This window comes from Actinoplanes palleronii (assembly GCF_016862315.1).
Classification (GTDB): domain Bacteria; phylum Actinomycetota; class Actinomycetes; order Mycobacteriales; family Micromonosporaceae; genus Actinoplanes; species Actinoplanes palleronii.
In genome coordinates, this window is the sequence record NZ_BOMS01000131.1 from 60,939 (window position 1) to 76,359 (window position 15,421).

Here is a 15,421-nt window from a genome sequence, read left to right on the forward strand (position 1 = left end):
GAGCCGCACGGGGTGGCTTCCCCACGGCACGCTCAACGGCCGTGATCCTAGGTGCCCGGGAGCCCGCACCGCCAGGAGGAGATCCGCGTCGACTGCTGAGAGAGCTCTCTGAGAGAGGCTACAAGACAGCCGATAGGCGGGATGACGACAAGCGTGGTCAGGTGGGACATGAGCGGTGGGTGGCCGCTATTCCGCAGTGAATTACCCTCGCGTATCTGGTCGACCAGCATGAATGTCACAATTGTGATCTTGCATTGGCGATCATGAGTAGCTGATGTCGGCGGGGATGCCGTGTTCTGGTTAGTATTCTTGCCCACCGCCCGCCAGGCCGGTGACGATCTTGTGGGTGGGTCTCATGAAAATCATGTCCTATAACATCCTCGAGGGCGGGAATCTCTCGAAGGGTGACCGCACCGATCTGCTCATCGACATCATCCGGACGGCCGGGCCGGACATTCTCGGCCTGAACGAGTGCCGGGGGTTCGCGGACGACGACGAGGCCCGTCTTCGCCTGTTCGAGCGCGAGCTCGGGATGACGGGTGTGCTGAACCGGTCGGCCAGCGGCAACCACATCGCCATCCTCTTCCGGCCGGATCTCCCGGTGGTGGAGAGGTCGGGCAAGTCGGTCAGCATGCAGAACGGTTACACCAGGATCACCCTGCAGACGGAGATCGGGTCGGTGGCCGTGGTGGCGACCCACCTTCACCCGTTCGCGTCGGTGTTCCGGGTCGGGGAGATGCAGATCGTCGCCGCCCGGGCAGCCGCGGCCGACGCGGCGATCGTGATGGGTGACATGAACAGCGTGGCACCCGGCGACGCCGAGGGGCTGGAACTCGCCGGCGCACCGCGCACCATGACGACGCGCCTGAGAGGACCGGGCGGTGGCATCGACACCGATGCGATCTCGGTGCTGCTCAACCACGGGTACACCGATCTGGGCGCGAAAGCGGCGACCCCCACGTATCCGACGCCGGTGTCCCGGGAGAAAGCAGATCCGATCGTCCGGTTGGACTACATGTTCGCGACCGCACCGGTCGCTGAACGGTTCCGTGGCCTCGAGGTGATCGGCGGCGAGTCCGGCCTGACCGCCTCCGACCACTTGCCGATCGTCGCCGAGATCGACCTGCCGGTGGCCGGGCGATGAACCCGCTGGCCGACCAGCGGCTTCGCGTCCTGGCCTTCGCCCTGGCCGGCGCGCTCGGCATCTGGGGTGTGCTCACCCTGACCGACGCGACGATGTTCTCGCTGCTGGGCCTCGATCCGGCGGCCACCGGTGACGCCGGGACCATGCTGGGCCGGTTGCGGCTGGTCTTCCACCTCGGCTCCGTGCTGTTCGTGCTTCTCGTGATCATGGCCCTCTACCGGCTGGTGAACCGGCTGCTCTTCGCCGGTGGATCCCCGGCCGGGACCGGCGACACCTCGGTGGCCATCGTGGACGTGGACGACGGGATCAAACTCGCCATCACGGCGGTCTCGGGCGAGCGGCGGCCCCGGACCCTGCGGATCTGGGGCTATTCACTGAATTTCAGCTCGAGGCTTTCGCAGTACTTCGAGGATCATCCGCACCCGGCGCTGGCTGTGGAGATCTTCGTGCCTGACGAGAGCCTCATCGGGTCACTGTTCAAGGACGCCAAGGGCGCCGAGCGGGCCAGCCAGCTCAAGATGCGCCGCGAGGAGTGGATCGGGCTCGCCACCAGTCACCGGGTGCAGAGCGTTCAGGTGTTCGTGCAGCAGACCATCCCGAACGACCTCGGCATGATGGTGGACGACCGTCTCGCGCTGGTCCACACGTACGACTGGAAGGTCGACGGTTCCCAGCTGTCCCACAAGCGTCAGGAACTCAGCCGTCGGCGGTTCCTGAACGTGAGCGACTCCGGCGAGACCGGGCGGTACGTCCTCGAGCAGTTGACCACCCGATTCCTGTGCCGTTCGTACGACGCGCCGACGCTGTCGACGCCGTGATCTGACCGGCGCCCCACCCCGGGCAAGCGTGTCGGCCATCGGTTCGTGGGCGCCGGTGTCCTGCTCCACGGGGCCGGCGCGGGGTCCGCAGGGCGGAGTTCGATGGCGGCAGCGCGATATCGTCGCTGTCTATCAACCGGGGGGCGGCCATCTACTTCTGGGACGAGGTCTGGATTCCGGCGGCGGGAGCTGCGCTGGCCGGTGGCGCGCTGGTGGCCGTCGTGCTGTTCCCGAGGGCACGCGCGGGCATGGGGAACCGGCTGGGCCTGAGGGTGGCCGAGGCGGCGGCCGTGCTGGTCCCGATCATTGTCGGTCTGGTCGCGCAGACCTACGTTTACCTGCACTTTCGTCCGATGACCGGCGGCGCCCACACCGCCCACCGGATCGAGCAGATCGCCGCCGTGTTCCTGCTGCCCGCGATCATCGCGGTGCCGGTGACCGGAATCCGCCGCAAGCGCCGGGTCACGACGCGACCCTGAGAGTCGGCCGGCATCCGCCGGGCCGACGGCGGGGTGGTGGATGACCGATTTTCACCACCCCGATCGGGTACGGATCAGCGGCTCGCCTTGGCGTCGCGCTTCGTCTCGTACATCGCCGCGTCGGCGGCCTCGTGCAGCTCCTCGGCAGCGTTCGGCGGGCCGGTGGCGACGCCGATGCTGGCGCCGACGGTCAGGTCCTGGCCGGCCACGTGCATCGGCTCGGCGATGGCCGCGCGGACCCGGTCGGCCATCGCCGCGGTCTCGGCGACCGAGGTGGGGTGCAGGATGACAGCGAACTCGTCGCCGCCGAGCCGGGCGACCGTGGCGGTGTCGCCCGCGCACGCGCTCAGGCGATGGGCGACGATCATCAGGACCGTGTCGCCGGCCTGGTGGCCGAGGGTGTCGTTGATCGGTTTGAAGTCGTTGAGGTCGATCGCCAGCATCCCGACGAGCCGGTCCGGCCCGGCGTCGCCACCGGGTGGGCTGCCGATGACCGGGTCGCGGGCGATCCGGTCCAGCCGCTCGGTGAACAGCAGCCGGTTGGCGAGCCCGGTGAGCTGGTCGTGGCTGGCCTGGTGCCGCAGCTGCTGCTCCAGGTCGCGGGCCAGGGTGATGTCGCGGGCGTTGGAGATGATGCCGTCGACGCTGGGGTCGTCCAGCCGGTTGGTGCTGATGATCTCCAGCCAGCGCCAGCCGCCGTCGCTGTGCCGGGCCCGGGCGCGCCACGGCACGCCGCGGTCCGGGTCGGCCGCCGAGCGCAGCACCACGTCGTCGAACTGGGTGGCGTCGTCGGGGTGCAGGATGTCGGCCAGCCGGGTGCCGGTCACGGTCTCCGCGGGCAGGCCGAGCACACGGTGCAGGGCCGGGCTGGCGTACGTGATCGAGCCCGCCCGGTCCACCACCAGGGTCACGTCGGAGGCGTGCCGGACCAGCGCGCGGAACCGTTGCTCCTGCCGGCTGACCTCGGTCACCAGCGTGTCGACGTCGGCGAACGTGACCAGTTGCCGGGCGATGACCAGCCCGATCACCACGGTCACGCCGATCACGCCGCCGGCCAGCTGCAGCGGCAGCCCGGAGCGGAAGAGCAAAACGATCATGAGGAACTGGGCCGCGATCGCCGCCACGTACGGAAGAGGGCTGTGCCGGCGTCGCGCCGGACGCGTGCCGCCACCGGCCGCGGCGTCGGCGCGCAGGCCGATCTCCTGGAACCGGGAGCACGCGGCGAGCAGCACGCACGGCACCAGCCGGCTGACCATGAACAGGTGCAGGGCCCAGGACTCCTCGACCGGCGGCGCCACGACGGTGCAGACCCCGACCAGGCAGGCACCGAGGCCGCCGGTGATCGCGGCGCCGCGGTTGAACGGTGGATTGTCCGCCAGGGTCAGCTTCACCACGCCGAACGCCGCGACCAGCATCGCGGCGGAGCTGGCCGTGTAGAGCAGCAGCCCGGCGCCGCCGCGGCTGTCGAGGTCGGGCATCAGCAGCGTCCAGATGAACACGGCGGCCGCGATGATCGTGGCGCCGGCGTCGAGCCAGAACCGCAGCTTCTCCCGGCGCAGCCCGGGGATCGGGTGGGTGAGCATGGTCCAGATCGGGCCGGCGATCCCGGCCGCGATCAGGGCCAGCTGCAGGTTGCCGGAGTTGAGCAGCGCCGGCGTGATGTGCCGGAGGTTCTGCGCGGCCTGGACGACGTCGCTGAGGGTCAGCAGCACGCCGGCCATGGTCATCGACCGCCAGAACCGCCGGGTGTCCGCCGGAATGTCCGGCAACCGGACGACCCGGTACGAACCCACCAGCATGACCACGTCCAGGGCGATCTGAATCGGCCAGAACGCCAGCAGCCGGCCCCAGCTGCCACCGACCGGCGTGAGGTAGCCGACCAGGACCAGCCCGGTGAGCACGAGCAACCCGGCCAGCACAGGGTCACGCGTCAGCGAGCGCGGCACCAAGCGCGTCAGCGAGCGCGGCACCGAGCGCGGCACCCAGCGCGGCACCGAGCGCGGCACCCAACGGGCTCGGGTCCCTGGCAAAACGCTCCCTACGTCGAGGCGGGGTCGGGCTACCCGTCCATCGGCAAGGAAGGCGCGTTCATGAGGAGGTCCCGGCGTATCGGGCGGACGCGCCGAGCTCCTCCTCGATCCGGATCAGCTGGTTGTACTTGGCGGTCCGGTCGCTGCGCGACAGCGAACCGGTCTTGATCTGCCCGCAGCCGGTGGCGACGGCCAGGTCGGCGATCGTGGTGTCCTCGGTCTCGCCGGAGCGGTGCGACAGCACCACCCGGTACCCGGCCCGGCGCGCGGTGTCGACGGTGCGCAGCGTCTCGGTGAGCGTGCCGATCTGGTTGACCTTGACGAGGATCGCGTTGGCGTAGCCGCCGTCGATGCCGGCCTGCAGGCGGTCGGCGTCGGTGCAGAACACGTCGTCGCCGACCAGCTGGAGCCGGTCGCCGGCCTGGGCGGTCAGCGCGCGCCAGCCGGTGAAGTCGTCCTCGGCCATCGGGTCCTCGATCGAGCTGATCGGGTACCGGCCGGCCAGCTCCAGCAGGTAGGCGATGTGCTCGTCGACGCTGCGGGTGCGGCCCTCCCCGGCGTAGACGTAGGCGCCGTCGCGGAAGAACTCGGAGCTGGCCGGGTCGAGGCAGACGGTGATGTCGGCGCCGGGGCGGTAGCCGGACTCCTCGATGGCGCGCACCACGAACCGCAGGGCCTCGTCGGCGTCACCGAAGGTCGGCGCGAACCCGCCCTCGTCGCCGACGTTGGTGCTGTGCCCGGCCGCGGCCAGCTGCCGGCGCAGCGTGTGAAACACCTCCGACCCCATGCGTACGGCCTCGGAGAAGCTCCCGGCGCCGACCGGGGCGATCATGAATTCCTGGAAGTCGAGCGGGTTGTCGGCGTGCGCCCCGCCGTTGACGATGTTCATCATCGGCACCGGCAGCAGCTGAGCGCCGACCCCGCCGACGTAGCGGTAGAGCGGCAGCCGGTGCGCGCTCGCCGCGGCCTTCACCACGGCCAGGGACACCCCGAGGATCGCGTTGGCGCCCAGCCGCCCCTTGTCCTTGGTGGCGTCGAGTTCCACCATCGTCGTGTCGACCAGCGTCTGGTCCTCGGCGTCCAGCCCGGTCACCGCGGCGGCGATCTCGCCGTTGACCGCGGCGACCGCCCGGCTCACGCCCTTGCCGTGGAAGCGCCGCGGGTCGCCGTCGCGCAGTTCGACCGCCTCGTTCGCCCCGGTCGACGCCCCGGACGGCACTGCCGCCCGGCCGATCGACCCGTCGGTCAGCTCCACGTCCACCTCGACGGTGGGGTTGCCCCGGCTGTCGAGGATCTGCCGTCCGGTCACCCGGCTGATAGCCGTCATCGTCTGCTCCCTGATCCGTGCTGATGTGCCGGACCAGACTGGCCGCTCGCCGGGCGCGCTGTCACCGCGATGAGCGTCGCGTTGACCCGCACCCCGGGGTGCGGGTTTAGGGTCGGCGCACGCGTGACCGCGACGGAAGTGTTTCAGCAGGTCCGCGCGGCGGTATCACGGTGTCGTGAGGACAGCGAAGTGAGTGAGACGTACGAGTTCGTGGTGGTCGCCAACCGTCTGCCGGTCGACGAGGTGGTCGGCGCCGACGGCGGCCGCAGCTGGGCACGCAGCCCCGGCGGCCTGGTCAGCGCGTTGCAGCCGATCGTCCGCGGTCACGGTGGCGCCTGGGTGGGCTGGACCGGGCAGCCCGGTGACGCGCCGGAGCCGTTCGACACCGACGGCATGCACCTGCACCCGGTGGGGCTCAGCGAGGACGACGTCGACAGGTATTACGAGGGGCAGTCCAACGGCACCATCTGGCCGCTGTTCCACGACGCGGTCGAGCAGCCGACGCACCGCCGGCCGTGGCGCCAGGCGTACGAATCGGTGAATCGACGCTTCGCCGAAGCGGCCGCGCAGCTGACCGCGGTCGATGGCACCGTGTGGGTGCACGACTATCAGCTGATGCTGGTGCCGGCGATGCTCCGGGAGCTGCGCCCCGACCTGCGGATCGGGTTCTTCCTGCACATCCCGTTCCCGCCGGTCGAGCTGTTCATGCAGCTGCCGCGGCGGGCCGAGCTGCTGCGCGGGCTGCTCGGCGCCGACCTGGTCGGGTTCCAGCGCCCGCTCGCCGCCCAGAACTTCCTGCAGCTCACCGGCCGCCTGCTGGGCCTGGACCCGCAGGAGCAGCACGTCGAGTACGACGGGCGCACGGTCACCGCCCGCGCGTTCCCGATCTCGATCGACGTCGCCGAGGTGGAGAAGCTCGCCGCCGACCCGGACGTGCAGGCCGAGGCCCGCCGGATGCGCCACGAGCTCGGCGGTGACCGCCGGCTGCTGCTCGGCGTCGATCGGCTCGACTACACCAAGGGCATCGAGCAGCGGCTCGAGGCGTACGGGGAACTGCTCGCCGACGGCACGGTCTCCAACGACGACGTGGTGCTGGTCCAGGTCGCCACGCCGAGCCGGATGCGGGTCCAGGAATATCAGGAACTGCGGGCCCGGGTCGAACACCAGGTGGGCCGGATCAACGGCGAGTTCGGCGCGGTCGGCCAGGCGCCGGTGCACTACCTGTTCCAGTCGATGAACCGCGCCGAGCTCGTCGCGCTCTACCTGGCCGCCGACGTCATGGTGATCACCCCGCTGCGCGACGGGATGAACCTGGTCGCCAAGGAGTACGTCGCGGCCCGCTACGACGACCAGGGTGCGCTGGTGCTCAGCGAGTTCGCCGGCGCCGCCGCGGAGCTGACGACCGCGTTCCAGGTGAACCCGCACGACGTGGAGGACATCAAGCGCGCGCTGATGGACGCGCTGAACGCCGACGCGGGTGAGCAGGCCGAGCGGATGCGGCCGATGCGCGACCAGGTACGTGACCACGACATCGACCGCTGGGCCCAGGACTTCCTCACCGCGCTGGGCAAGAGTTAGTCGTCGTCATCCCCGTCGTCGTCATCGTCGTCGTCACCGCTGCCACCGGGACATCCGGCCAGTAGTGGCACGCCGGCGGCCGCACCGGCCAGCAGCAACGCCCGGCTGAAGAAGGCTCGCCGGCCGATCGTGCCCGGCTCGGCCTCGGACTTGCTCGTCACGTCGCTCATCACCGGATTCTCGCAGCCGGACGGTCCCACAGGAACCGTCCGGCCGCGACGGATCCGGTGTTACGGCCGCTTCGCGCCCGAACGGACGAAGACCGGCATGGTGTCGAGCGTGGTGCTGACCTCGGCGGTGGTCCCGCCCGGGTATCGCTTGCCGGTGAAGTAGTCCGTCCAGGTGGTGCCGGGCGGGAACCACACCGTGGTGGTCGCCGTCGTGCCCGGTGTGGTCACCGGGGCGACGAGCAGGTCCGGGCCGTAGAGGTACTGGCTGCCGGCGGTCGCGTACGCGTCCTGTTCACCCGGGTAGGCCAGGTACATCGCGCGAACCATCGGCGTGCCGGTGCGGGTCGCCTCGGCTGCCGCCGCGTACGAATAGGTCTGCAGTTTCTTGCGCAGGGTGAGGAACTTCTTCGCGGAGGCGTTCGCGGCCGGGCCGTACTGCCACGGCAGGCGGTCGCTGTGGTTGGAGTGCAGGCGGTCGATCGGCTGGAACGTGCCCATCTGGACCCACCGGGCGTAGAGGTCGTCGGGCAGTTTGGTGCTGCCCGGTTCGCTGCCCGGCTCCTGGAGCCCGCCGGTGTGCCCGCCGATGTCGTGGCTGACCGCGGCCAGCCCGGTCGCCGCCGACTCACCCGGCGTGTAGCCGACCTCGAAGCGCAGCGTCTCCCAGTTCGAGATGGTGTCGCCGGTGAAGTGCAGCGTGGTCCGCTTGTCGGCCCACGGCCCGGTCGGCACCGCGCCCGGGTTGCCGTAGCCGCCGGCCTGCAGCGAGCCGTAGGCGCGGGAGAACGCGAAACCGGTCAGGTCGGCGTACTGCTGGTTGATCCACGCGTCCGGGGTGACCCCGGCCAGGGTGGAGCGGGCCGCGTCGCAGCACCAGTCCAGCCACCAGAAGTCGACGCCCTCGGCGCCCATCTGGTCGTGCAGCCACAGGTAGGCCTTGAGCTGGTCGGCGTCACCGAAGTCGAAGACGTAGCAGTCCGGACCACTGTTGCAGCCGGTCTTCTGCAGTTTGCCCTTGGCGAGCGCCTGCGCGCCGGCGAAGTGCGGGTCGGTGCCGAGGATGCTCGGGTGGATGTTCAGCCCGGTGTGCACACCCTGCTGGCGCAGCGCGGCGGCGAAACTCTTCCAGTCCGGGATCCGGGTCGGGTCGATCTCCCAGCCGTTCCACCGGTCCGGCGCCTTGAAGTCGGTGTCCACCACGAACGAGTCCAGCGGCACACCCTCGGACTTGAAGCGCGCCACGATCGCCTCGAACTCGGCGGCCGTGCGGTCGTAGTACTCCGAGTACCAGACGCCGTAGGCCCACTTGGGCAGCAGCTTGGTCGGGCCGGTCAGGGTGGACAGTTCGCGCAGTGCGCGGCGGTAGTCCTGGCCGTAGGCGAAGACGTAACCGTCCTGACCGGCGGCCGGGCGCGGGGTGACGGTGCGGGTGGCCGGGCGGTAGAGCGCCGACGCCGAGTCGTCGAGCAGCGACCAGCCGTCCTGGTAGAGCAGGCCGGCGAAGGTGCGCGCGCCGCCGTTCACGCCGTCCAGGCCACGCCGGTAGCCGCCGAGCGGCGCGTGCGGGGCGAGCAGCGGGGAGTGAGCCGCGGTGACGGCCACGGTGTCCACGTTGACGTGGCAACTCTGGTCGGTGGGGCAGCCCAGGGTCACGGTGTTCGTGCCCTCCTGCAACGACACCAAGACCGATTTTGTACGCCAGTAGTCCCAACCGCTGGTCGCCGGCAGGTCGAGCGCGGTGCCCGCCACGGTGATCGTGCGGCTCTGCACCGGCTGGCTGCCGGCCTGCCCGTTGGCGTACCGCAGCTGCACCAGGTAGTCGCCGGCCTTCGGGACCCCGGTGACGGTGAGGGCGGCGCCCGCCGTGGTGCTCTCCAGCCCGGCCAGGAAGCCGTCGCCGGCGTAGCCGTTGTGGTCGTCGGCGAGTTTCGCCCCGCCGGTCAACAGGCCGGTCTCCGCCTCGCAGACCGCGCCGAACGCGCACGCCTGCGGACCGGGCGGGGTGGGCGCCGGATAGGCGGCGCCCGGGGCGAGCAGGGCCAGGCTGTCGACGTTCACGTTGCCGGAGTCGGTGGCCGTGCGGACCAGGCTGATCTCGTGCCGCCCGGCGGTCAGCTCCACGGGGACCGAGGCGAGGCCCCAGGTGTCCCAGTTGGCGGTCGGCGGCAGGGTCAGGGTGCCGGCCGCGACCCCGTCGACCGTGACGGTCAGGGTGCGGGCGACGTTCTGGCCGTCCCCGCCCTGGCTGTTGGCATATCGGACGGTCAGCTGGCGGGTGCCGGCGGCCGGGGGAGTGGCCGCGAAGGTGAGCGCGTTGCCGGTGCCCTCGAAGCCGGCCACGAAGCCCTGGCCGGTCCAGTCGCGGTGATCGGTGGCCGAGCTCAGGCCGTTCAGGGACAGCGCTTCGGCCTCGCACAGGGTTCCGGGCGCGCAGTCCGGGGCGCCCAGGCCGGCCCAGGGCGCGGCGGTGACGGTCTGCCGGCCGGTCTTCAGTCGTACCGAAAGGTTGTCCTTGTCGAACGGACCGGAACCGACCCGGTACCGCAGCGTCGCCGCGGCGGTCTCGATGGTCAGCCAGCCGTGCGTAATCCGCTGGGTGAAGCGCGCCGGCGCGAAGCCGCCGCGTCCGATCACGTTGAACGTGTCCCCGTCGGTGAACCGGCCGCCCGGCGCGTATTCGGTGCGGATCAGCGTGGGGGACAGGACCTGGAAGCGGGCGTTGCCGGAGATCACGGCGGGCGGTTTCTTCGCGGTGGCCTGGGCCGGCGAGGTCGCCGCCAGACCGCTGGTGATCAGAGCCAGAGCGGCCACGGCGGCAACTCTGCGTCGGACGAGTGGGCGCACCAGACGCTCCCTTTCGGTAGCGGGCGAAACTTGTTGATCACCACGCTGTCATCCACCGGTAATCACGTCAATGGATCAAGACCGATCGCAGAGAGCGCTCTCGGTCTTGCCCGCCGGCGCCGGACCGCTCTATTGTCAACAAACTTCAACATTTGCGTACGTCGTTCGACCGACGCCGTGGAGCTGCCATGCGAAAGCTCGTCCTGCTCGTGCTGACCGGCCTGCTCGCCCTGGTGGCGGCGCCTGCTCCGGCCACCGCCGCCCGCACGAACCTGCGCGCCGCCGACCCGAGCGTGCTGCGTGTCGGCGGCACCTACGTCGCGGTGCAGGCGCTGAACGGCGGCATCGCGGTCCGTCAGGCGTCCTCGCCGGACGCTCTGGCCGCCGCGCCCGCCCGTCAGGTGTGGTCGGACACCGGCAACCTCGGCGAGGTCTGGGCGCCGGAGGTGCACTACGACGGTGGCCGCTACTACGTGTACTTCACCGCAGGGCGCGGCGCGGCCCACCGGATGTACGTGATCAGCTCGGCCACCGCCGACGCCGGGTACACCGGGGCGACCCGGATGGCGCTGCCCGACGACCGGTGGGCGATCGACGGCACCATGTTCATTTTCGGTAACCAGCGCTGGTTCGTCTGGTCCGGCTGGGCCGGCACCACGAACGTCGAGCAGAACCTCTACATCGCCCGGATGAGCAGCCCGGCCGCGACGACCGGCGCGCGGTACGTGATCTCGCAGCCCCGGGAGAGCTGGGAGCGGGTGGTCGGCAACCCGTTCATCAACGAGGGCCCCGAGGCGATCCGCGACCCGGACGGGCGGCTGCACGTCACGTACTCGACGAACGGCAGCTGGAGCGAGCAGTACTGCGTCGCGGACCTGCGGTTGCGGGCCGGCGGCGACCCGACCTACGTCTGGGACTGGTACAAGTCCAACGGCTGCCTGTTCGGCTCGAACCGGGCCACCATGATGGCCGGCTGGGACCCGACGGTGAACGCGAACGGGCCCGGGCACCACAGCTTCGTGCTGCTCAACGGCGACATCGGCACCAGCCCGCCGGCCGGGCCGCGGTTCCCGCTGATGTATCACGCGGTGCCCAAGGGGACGGCGTATTCCTGGGACAACCGGTACTGGTACACCGGCACGTTCTGCTGGTGGGGCGGTACCACCTACTCCCGCGCCAACGTGCCCGGCCCGGCCGCCGACACCGGCTACAGCCTGAAGTTCTTCGAGTAGGGCTACCCCGGCTTTCGGTGCGCCGGTGCCGGGTCCGGTCATCTTCCGGTAGCTATTCGGAAACGTCGATGATATGAATGCCGTGCAGGTCTTGGGAGCGCTCCCAATCGCTCTCTCCTTCCAGGCCGACACAAGGAGCAAGGCATGAGCCAGGTTTGGCGTGTGGTGCGAGCCGTCCTCGCGACGGCGGCGACAGTCATCGGATTCATCCTCGTCGGAACGACCGCCGCGAGCGCCGCGGCCACCTCCGACGTGGCCGCGGGATACGCGCACACCTGCGTGATCCGCACCGACGCCAGCCTGTGGTGCTGGGGCGGCAACTACAGCGGGCAGGTCGGCGACGGCACCACCACCAGCCGCACCGCACCGGTCCGGATCGGCACCGACACCTGGGCCAGCATCGACGCCGGCACCAGCTTCACCTGCGCGGTCCGCACCGACGGCAGTCTGTGGTGCTGGGGCGCCAACAGCCGGGGCCAGCTCGGCGACGGCACCACCACCGGCCGGAAGGTCCCGACCCGGGTCGGCGACGCCACCACCTGGGCCACGGTCAGCGCCGGCGACAGCCACGCCTGCGCGACCCGTACCGACGGCAGCCTGTGGTGCTGGGGCTTCAACCGGCTCGGGCAGCTGGGCATCGACCCCGGTGCCGTCTACTACGCGACCACCCCGACCCGGGTCGGCACCGGCAGCGACTGGACCGCCGTCACCACCGGGTTCGCGCACACCTGCGGGCTGCGCGCCGCCGGCACCCTGTGGTGCTGGGGCGACAACGGCGACGGGCAGCTCGGTCTGGGCCGGCTGACCCCGTCCATCCCGCCGGCCCAGGTCGGCACCGGCACCACCTGGACCAGCGTGAGCGCCGGCTACGCGTTCGCCTGCGCCACCCGCTCCGACGGCACGCTGTGGTGCTGGGGCGACAACGGCTACGGCCAGCTGGGTGCCGGCACCACCTACCAGACCGCGCCGGCCCAGGCTGGAAGCGGTACCACGTGGACGGACGTCGACGCGGGCTTCAACACCGCGTGCGCGAGCCGTACCGACGGCAGCCTGTGGTGCTGGGGCAACAACGGCACCGGCCAGCTCGGCGACGGCACCACCACCGGCCGGAACGTGCCGACCCGGGTCGGTGACGCGACCACCTGGACGGGTGACTACGTGACCGGCTACCACAGCTGCGGGCTGCGCACCGACGCGAGCCTGTGGTGCTGGGGCAACAACGCGAACGGCCAGCTGGGCGACGGCACCACCACGCAGCGCCCGGCCCCGGCGGCGGTGCCGCTGCCGGCCTGACAGCCGGTCACTCCGGGGTGCTCCGCCGTGGCGGGGCACCCCTCGTTCGCGGTCCGTTGATCGGCAGGCAGCACCGTGCGCTCAGCTGATTTCCGCGGCTTCCGGAGGTGCTTGTATCTCGGCATGGCTTTGTGGAGGCCGCGATGAGAGTGCCGGCGCAGCGGACCGGTGAGGACGTCGTCCGGGAGGTCCTGACCGACCTCGCCCCGTGGGAGCTGCCGGAGCTGGGGACGGTGCTGGACGCGTACCGGCGCCGCCCCTGGCCCGCGGTCCCGAAGCCGGGCCGGCACGGGCATCCGACCGGGGCGGGTGTGCCGATCGACCAGATCGCGTCGTGGAGCATGTTCGTGGTCGGGTTCGCCGGCGGCAAGCTGGCCGAGATGCTGCTCGAGGACGTGTTCCGATACACCGGCCGCCGCCTGCTGCACTGGCGGCGGCCGCGGCCGCAGCTGTCCGCGCCGGTGCCGGAGAAGCTCACCGACGAGCAGCTCGCCGAGGTGTACACGACAGCGTTCGAGACCGCGCAGCTGCGTGGTTTCCCGGACCGGTCGGCCGAGGAGTTCGCCGCCGCGATCACCCGGCGGCTGCGGCCACCCGGCGACCGATGAGCCCGCCGGCGCCGCCGCTCGCACCCGCCGGGCTCGCCGACCCGTCGGTGCCGCGGTTCGTCACGGTCGGGCTCAGCACGGTGGCCGCCGCGATGTTCGCCGGGCACTGGTTCCTCGGCCTGCGCGCCGGGACCGGCGGGCGCTGCGCCGCCGCCACCGACTTCACCGGCTGCACGAGCCTGGCCCGCGGCCTCGAAGCCCGGGCCGTGCTGGCCGGGCCGGCGGTGCTGCTCGCCGTGGCCGTACTGATCTACTTCGGTCGTCCGGCGCTGATCCGGCTACGGCGGCACCGCCCGCTGCCGCCGGACGGTCCGATGGGACGCGAGATCCGGGCCCGGGCGGCCGCGGCCGGGCTGAGCCGCCCGCCCCGCCCCGAGGTCCGCGGCGCCGGCGAGATGTTCGTCTACGGGGCCTGGCCGCCCTACCGGCTGGTCGTGCCGCTCGAGTCGACGGTCAGCGCGATCAAGGGCTCGCCGCTGGACTCGGCGTTGCTGGCCCACGAGCTCGGGCACGCCCGCACCGGCGACGCCACCCGGTACGGCGCCACGATGGCCTGCTGGTACGCGTCGCTGCTGGTGGTCGTGGTGCCGGTCGCGGTGGACGCGTGGCGGCTGGCCGGTCCGGGCCAGGTGGTCGCACCGCAGCTCACCTGGCGATTGCTGGCGGTCACCGGGATGCTGGTGCTCGCCGTCCGGTCGGCGAACCGGGCGCGCGAGTTCGCGGCGGACGCCCGGGCGTTCCGCGACGACCCGGCGGCCCGGGCACCGGTCGGCGCGGACCGCACCCCCGCGCTGATCGCGGCGATCGGCAACGGCACGCACGGGCCGCTGCGGATCGCGCCGAGCCCGCGCCGCCGGCTCGCGGTGCTGGCCGAGCCCGCGCTGCTGTCCCGGCCCGCGGTCACCGGCGTGCTGGTCGCCGGGGCCGGGGCCGGGCTGCTCGGCACCGAGCTGGCGCTGCTGGTCGAGCTGGCCTTCCCGGGGGACGCGTGGACCGCGTACCTGGTGGCGGCGCTGCTGACCGCGGTGCCGGCGATCGGCGGGCTCGGGCTGCCGGCCGGGCTGCGGTGGTGGCATGCCGCCGGTCTCGGTGCGGTGTTCGGCGGCGGGTTGCTGATCGGTACGCAGCTGGCGCCCCGCGCGTCGGCCGACTGGTGGGCCGCGTTCCCGACGGCCGGGGGACGGGCCGCGCAGCTGGATCTGACCGCGGCCGCTCCGGCCACCGCCGTGGTGGTCGCCGGGGCGGCGCTGCTGCTCGGGGTGGGTGTGGCGGGCTGGGCAGCAGCGGTGGGAGCCCGGCCGGTGCGGGTGCTGACGGCCGGGGTGGCGTTGCTGGGTGTGCCGCTGGCGATCGTGCTGCTCGCGGTGCGGCTGGCGGCGAGTTCCGGCTGGTCGCCGGCCGTGCTCGCGGCCACCCTGCTCACGCCGGCTCGGGTGGTGCCGCTCGTGGTGGTGCTGACCGTGGCGATGCTCGCGCTGCTCGGGGTGGGTGCGGGGGCCGGGCGGACGGCGCGGGCGGTGCGGGTCGCCGTGCTGTCCGGGCTGTGGTCGGCGTTGGTGCTGGTGGCGGTCGTGCCCTGGTCGTACCGGAAAGGTGTTGAACCGCAACCGGCGGACGGCGCGCGATGGGACGCGATCGCGCCGCCACCCACCGGCAACCCGGTGTATGCCTGCCTCTGGATCCATCGGCTGGGTCCGGCGGGGCTGCCGGGCCCGGCCGAACCCGGCGGCCTGCAGTGGGTCGGCGGCTACCTGACCCGGACCGAGGACCCGGTGCTGCGCCAGGCCGGGCAGAGCCTGACCGATCCGGCCTCCTCCGGGCAGGCGCTGCTGCTGATGCTGGCCCGCTGCGACAGCGTGCTCAGCGTCGCCGGCGGCCCGCTGCCGAAAGCGAGCTGA

12 protein-coding genes are annotated in these 15,421 nt (G+C 71.8%); 8 read left to right on the forward strand and 4 right to left on the reverse strand.

Annotation, left to right across the window (positions count from 1 at the left end):
- The first annotated feature begins 364 nt into the window (after positions 1-364).
- From Apa02nite_RS39020 to Apa02nite_RS39030, 3 genes are all read left to right on the forward strand, one after another.
- Entirely contained in the window at positions 365-1,144 is a 780-nt protein-coding gene (locus Apa02nite_RS39020; RefSeq protein ID WP_203829529.1) for an endonuclease/exonuclease/phosphatase family protein, read from the forward strand.
- Positions 1,141-1,962, forward strand: a complete 822-nt coding sequence (locus Apa02nite_RS39025; protein WP_203829530.1) for a hypothetical protein — start codon at positions 1,141-1,143, stop codon at positions 1,960-1,962. The genes Apa02nite_RS39020 and Apa02nite_RS39025 overlap by 4 nt, the downstream gene beginning before the upstream one ends.
- Positions 1,963-2,174: 212 nt before the next feature.
- Positions 2,175-2,441 carry a hypothetical protein gene (locus Apa02nite_RS39030; RefSeq protein ID WP_203829531.1) on the forward strand — a complete coding sequence of 89 codons (267 nt, stop codon included), beginning with the start codon at positions 2,175-2,177 and terminating at the stop codon, positions 2,439-2,441.
- Positions 2,442-2,515: 74 nt separating this feature from the next.
- On the opposite strand, the gene Apa02nite_RS39035 is transcribed toward Apa02nite_RS39030, so the two are convergent.
- A complete protein-coding gene (locus Apa02nite_RS39035; RefSeq protein WP_203829532.1) occupies positions 2,516-4,435 on the reverse strand; it encodes a diguanylate cyclase domain-containing protein in 1,920 nt (639 codons plus the stop codon).
- 94 nt (positions 4,436-4,529) lie between these two features.
- A complete protein-coding gene (gene eno / locus Apa02nite_RS39040) occupies positions 4,530-5,798 on the reverse strand; it encodes a phosphopyruvate hydratase (RefSeq protein WP_203829533.1) in 1,269 nt (422 codons plus the stop codon).
- Positions 5,799-5,987: 189 nt separating this feature from the next.
- Between eno and Apa02nite_RS39045 the strand changes: the two genes are divergently transcribed.
- Positions 5,988-7,376: an alpha,alpha-trehalose-phosphate synthase (UDP-forming) gene (locus Apa02nite_RS39045; protein ID WP_239164845.1), complete on the forward strand. Its 1,389-nt coding sequence runs from the start codon at positions 5,988-5,990 to the stop codon at positions 7,374-7,376.
- Here Apa02nite_RS39045 and Apa02nite_RS39050 read toward each other — a convergent pair.
- Both Apa02nite_RS39050 and Apa02nite_RS39055 read right to left on the reverse strand, forming a co-directional pair.
- Complete coding sequence (locus tag Apa02nite_RS39050) at positions 7,373-7,546, reverse strand: hypothetical protein (RefSeq protein ID WP_203829535.1); 174 nt, start codon at positions 7,544-7,546, stop codon at positions 7,373-7,375. The two genes, Apa02nite_RS39045 and Apa02nite_RS39050, sit on opposite strands and share 4 nt — an antisense overlap.
- Positions 7,547-7,606: 60 nt before the next feature.
- Positions 7,607-10,357 carry a TIM-barrel domain-containing protein gene (locus tag Apa02nite_RS39055; RefSeq protein WP_239164846.1) on the reverse strand — a complete coding sequence of 917 codons (2,751 nt, stop codon included), beginning with the start codon at positions 10,355-10,357 and terminating at the stop codon, positions 7,607-7,609.
- Between the two features lie 221 nt (positions 10,358-10,578).
- Between Apa02nite_RS39055 and Apa02nite_RS39060 the strand changes: the two genes are divergently transcribed.
- The 4 genes from Apa02nite_RS39060 (at position 10,579) to Apa02nite_RS39075 (ending at position 15,421) form a co-directional block, all read left to right on the forward strand.
- Positions 10,579-11,622, forward strand: coding sequence for a glycoside hydrolase family 43 protein (locus Apa02nite_RS39060; RefSeq protein WP_239164847.1), 1,044 nt, complete (start codon positions 10,579-10,581; stop codon positions 11,620-11,622).
- A 144-nt stretch (positions 11,623-11,766) separates the two neighbouring features.
- Entirely contained in the window at positions 11,767-12,915 is a 1,149-nt protein-coding gene (locus tag Apa02nite_RS39065) for an RCC1 domain-containing protein (protein WP_203829538.1), read from the forward strand.
- A gap of 143 nt (positions 12,916-13,058) precedes the next feature.
- Positions 13,059-13,523, forward strand: coding sequence for a hypothetical protein (locus Apa02nite_RS39070; protein ID WP_203829539.1), 465 nt, complete (start codon positions 13,059-13,061; stop codon positions 13,521-13,523).
- The gene (locus Apa02nite_RS39075; protein ID WP_203829540.1) at positions 13,520-15,421 is read left to right on the forward strand and encodes a M48 family metalloprotease; all 1,902 of its coding nucleotides are present in this window, start codon (positions 13,520-13,522) and stop codon (positions 15,419-15,421) included. Before Apa02nite_RS39070 ends, Apa02nite_RS39075 begins: the two co-directional genes overlap by 4 nt.

What these genes read in the sequence shown, in the direction of transcription:
- Apa02nite_RS39020 (WP_203829529.1), top strand. Translation starts at nt 365, where the DNA reads ATGTCCTATAACATCCTCGAGGGCGGGAATCTCTCGAAGGGTGACCGC.
- Apa02nite_RS39025 (WP_203829530.1), top strand. Translation starts at nt 1,141, where the DNA reads ATGAACCCGCTGGCCGACCAGCGGCTTCGCGTCCTGGCCTTCGCCCTG.
- eno (WP_203829533.1), bottom strand. Translation starts at nt 5,798, where the DNA reads ATGACGGCTATCAGCCGGGTGACCGGACGGCAGATCCTCGACAGCCGG.
- Apa02nite_RS39050 (WP_203829535.1), bottom strand. Translation starts at nt 7,546, where the DNA reads ATGAGCGACGTGACGAGCAAGTCCGAGGCCGAGCCGGGCACGATCGGC.
- Apa02nite_RS39060 (WP_239164847.1), top strand. Translation starts at nt 10,579, where the DNA reads ATGCGAAAGCTCGTCCTGCTCGTGCTGACCGGCCTGCTCGCCCTGGTG.
- Apa02nite_RS39065 (WP_203829538.1), top strand. Translation starts at nt 11,767, where the DNA reads ATGAGCCAGGTTTGGCGTGTGGTGCGAGCCGTCCTCGCGACGGCGGCG.
- Apa02nite_RS39070 (WP_203829539.1), top strand. Translation starts at nt 13,059, where the DNA reads ATGAGAGTGCCGGCGCAGCGGACCGGTGAGGACGTCGTCCGGGAGGTC.
- Apa02nite_RS39075 (WP_203829540.1), top strand. Translation starts at nt 13,520, where the DNA reads ATGAGCCCGCCGGCGCCGCCGCTCGCACCCGCCGGGCTCGCCGACCCG.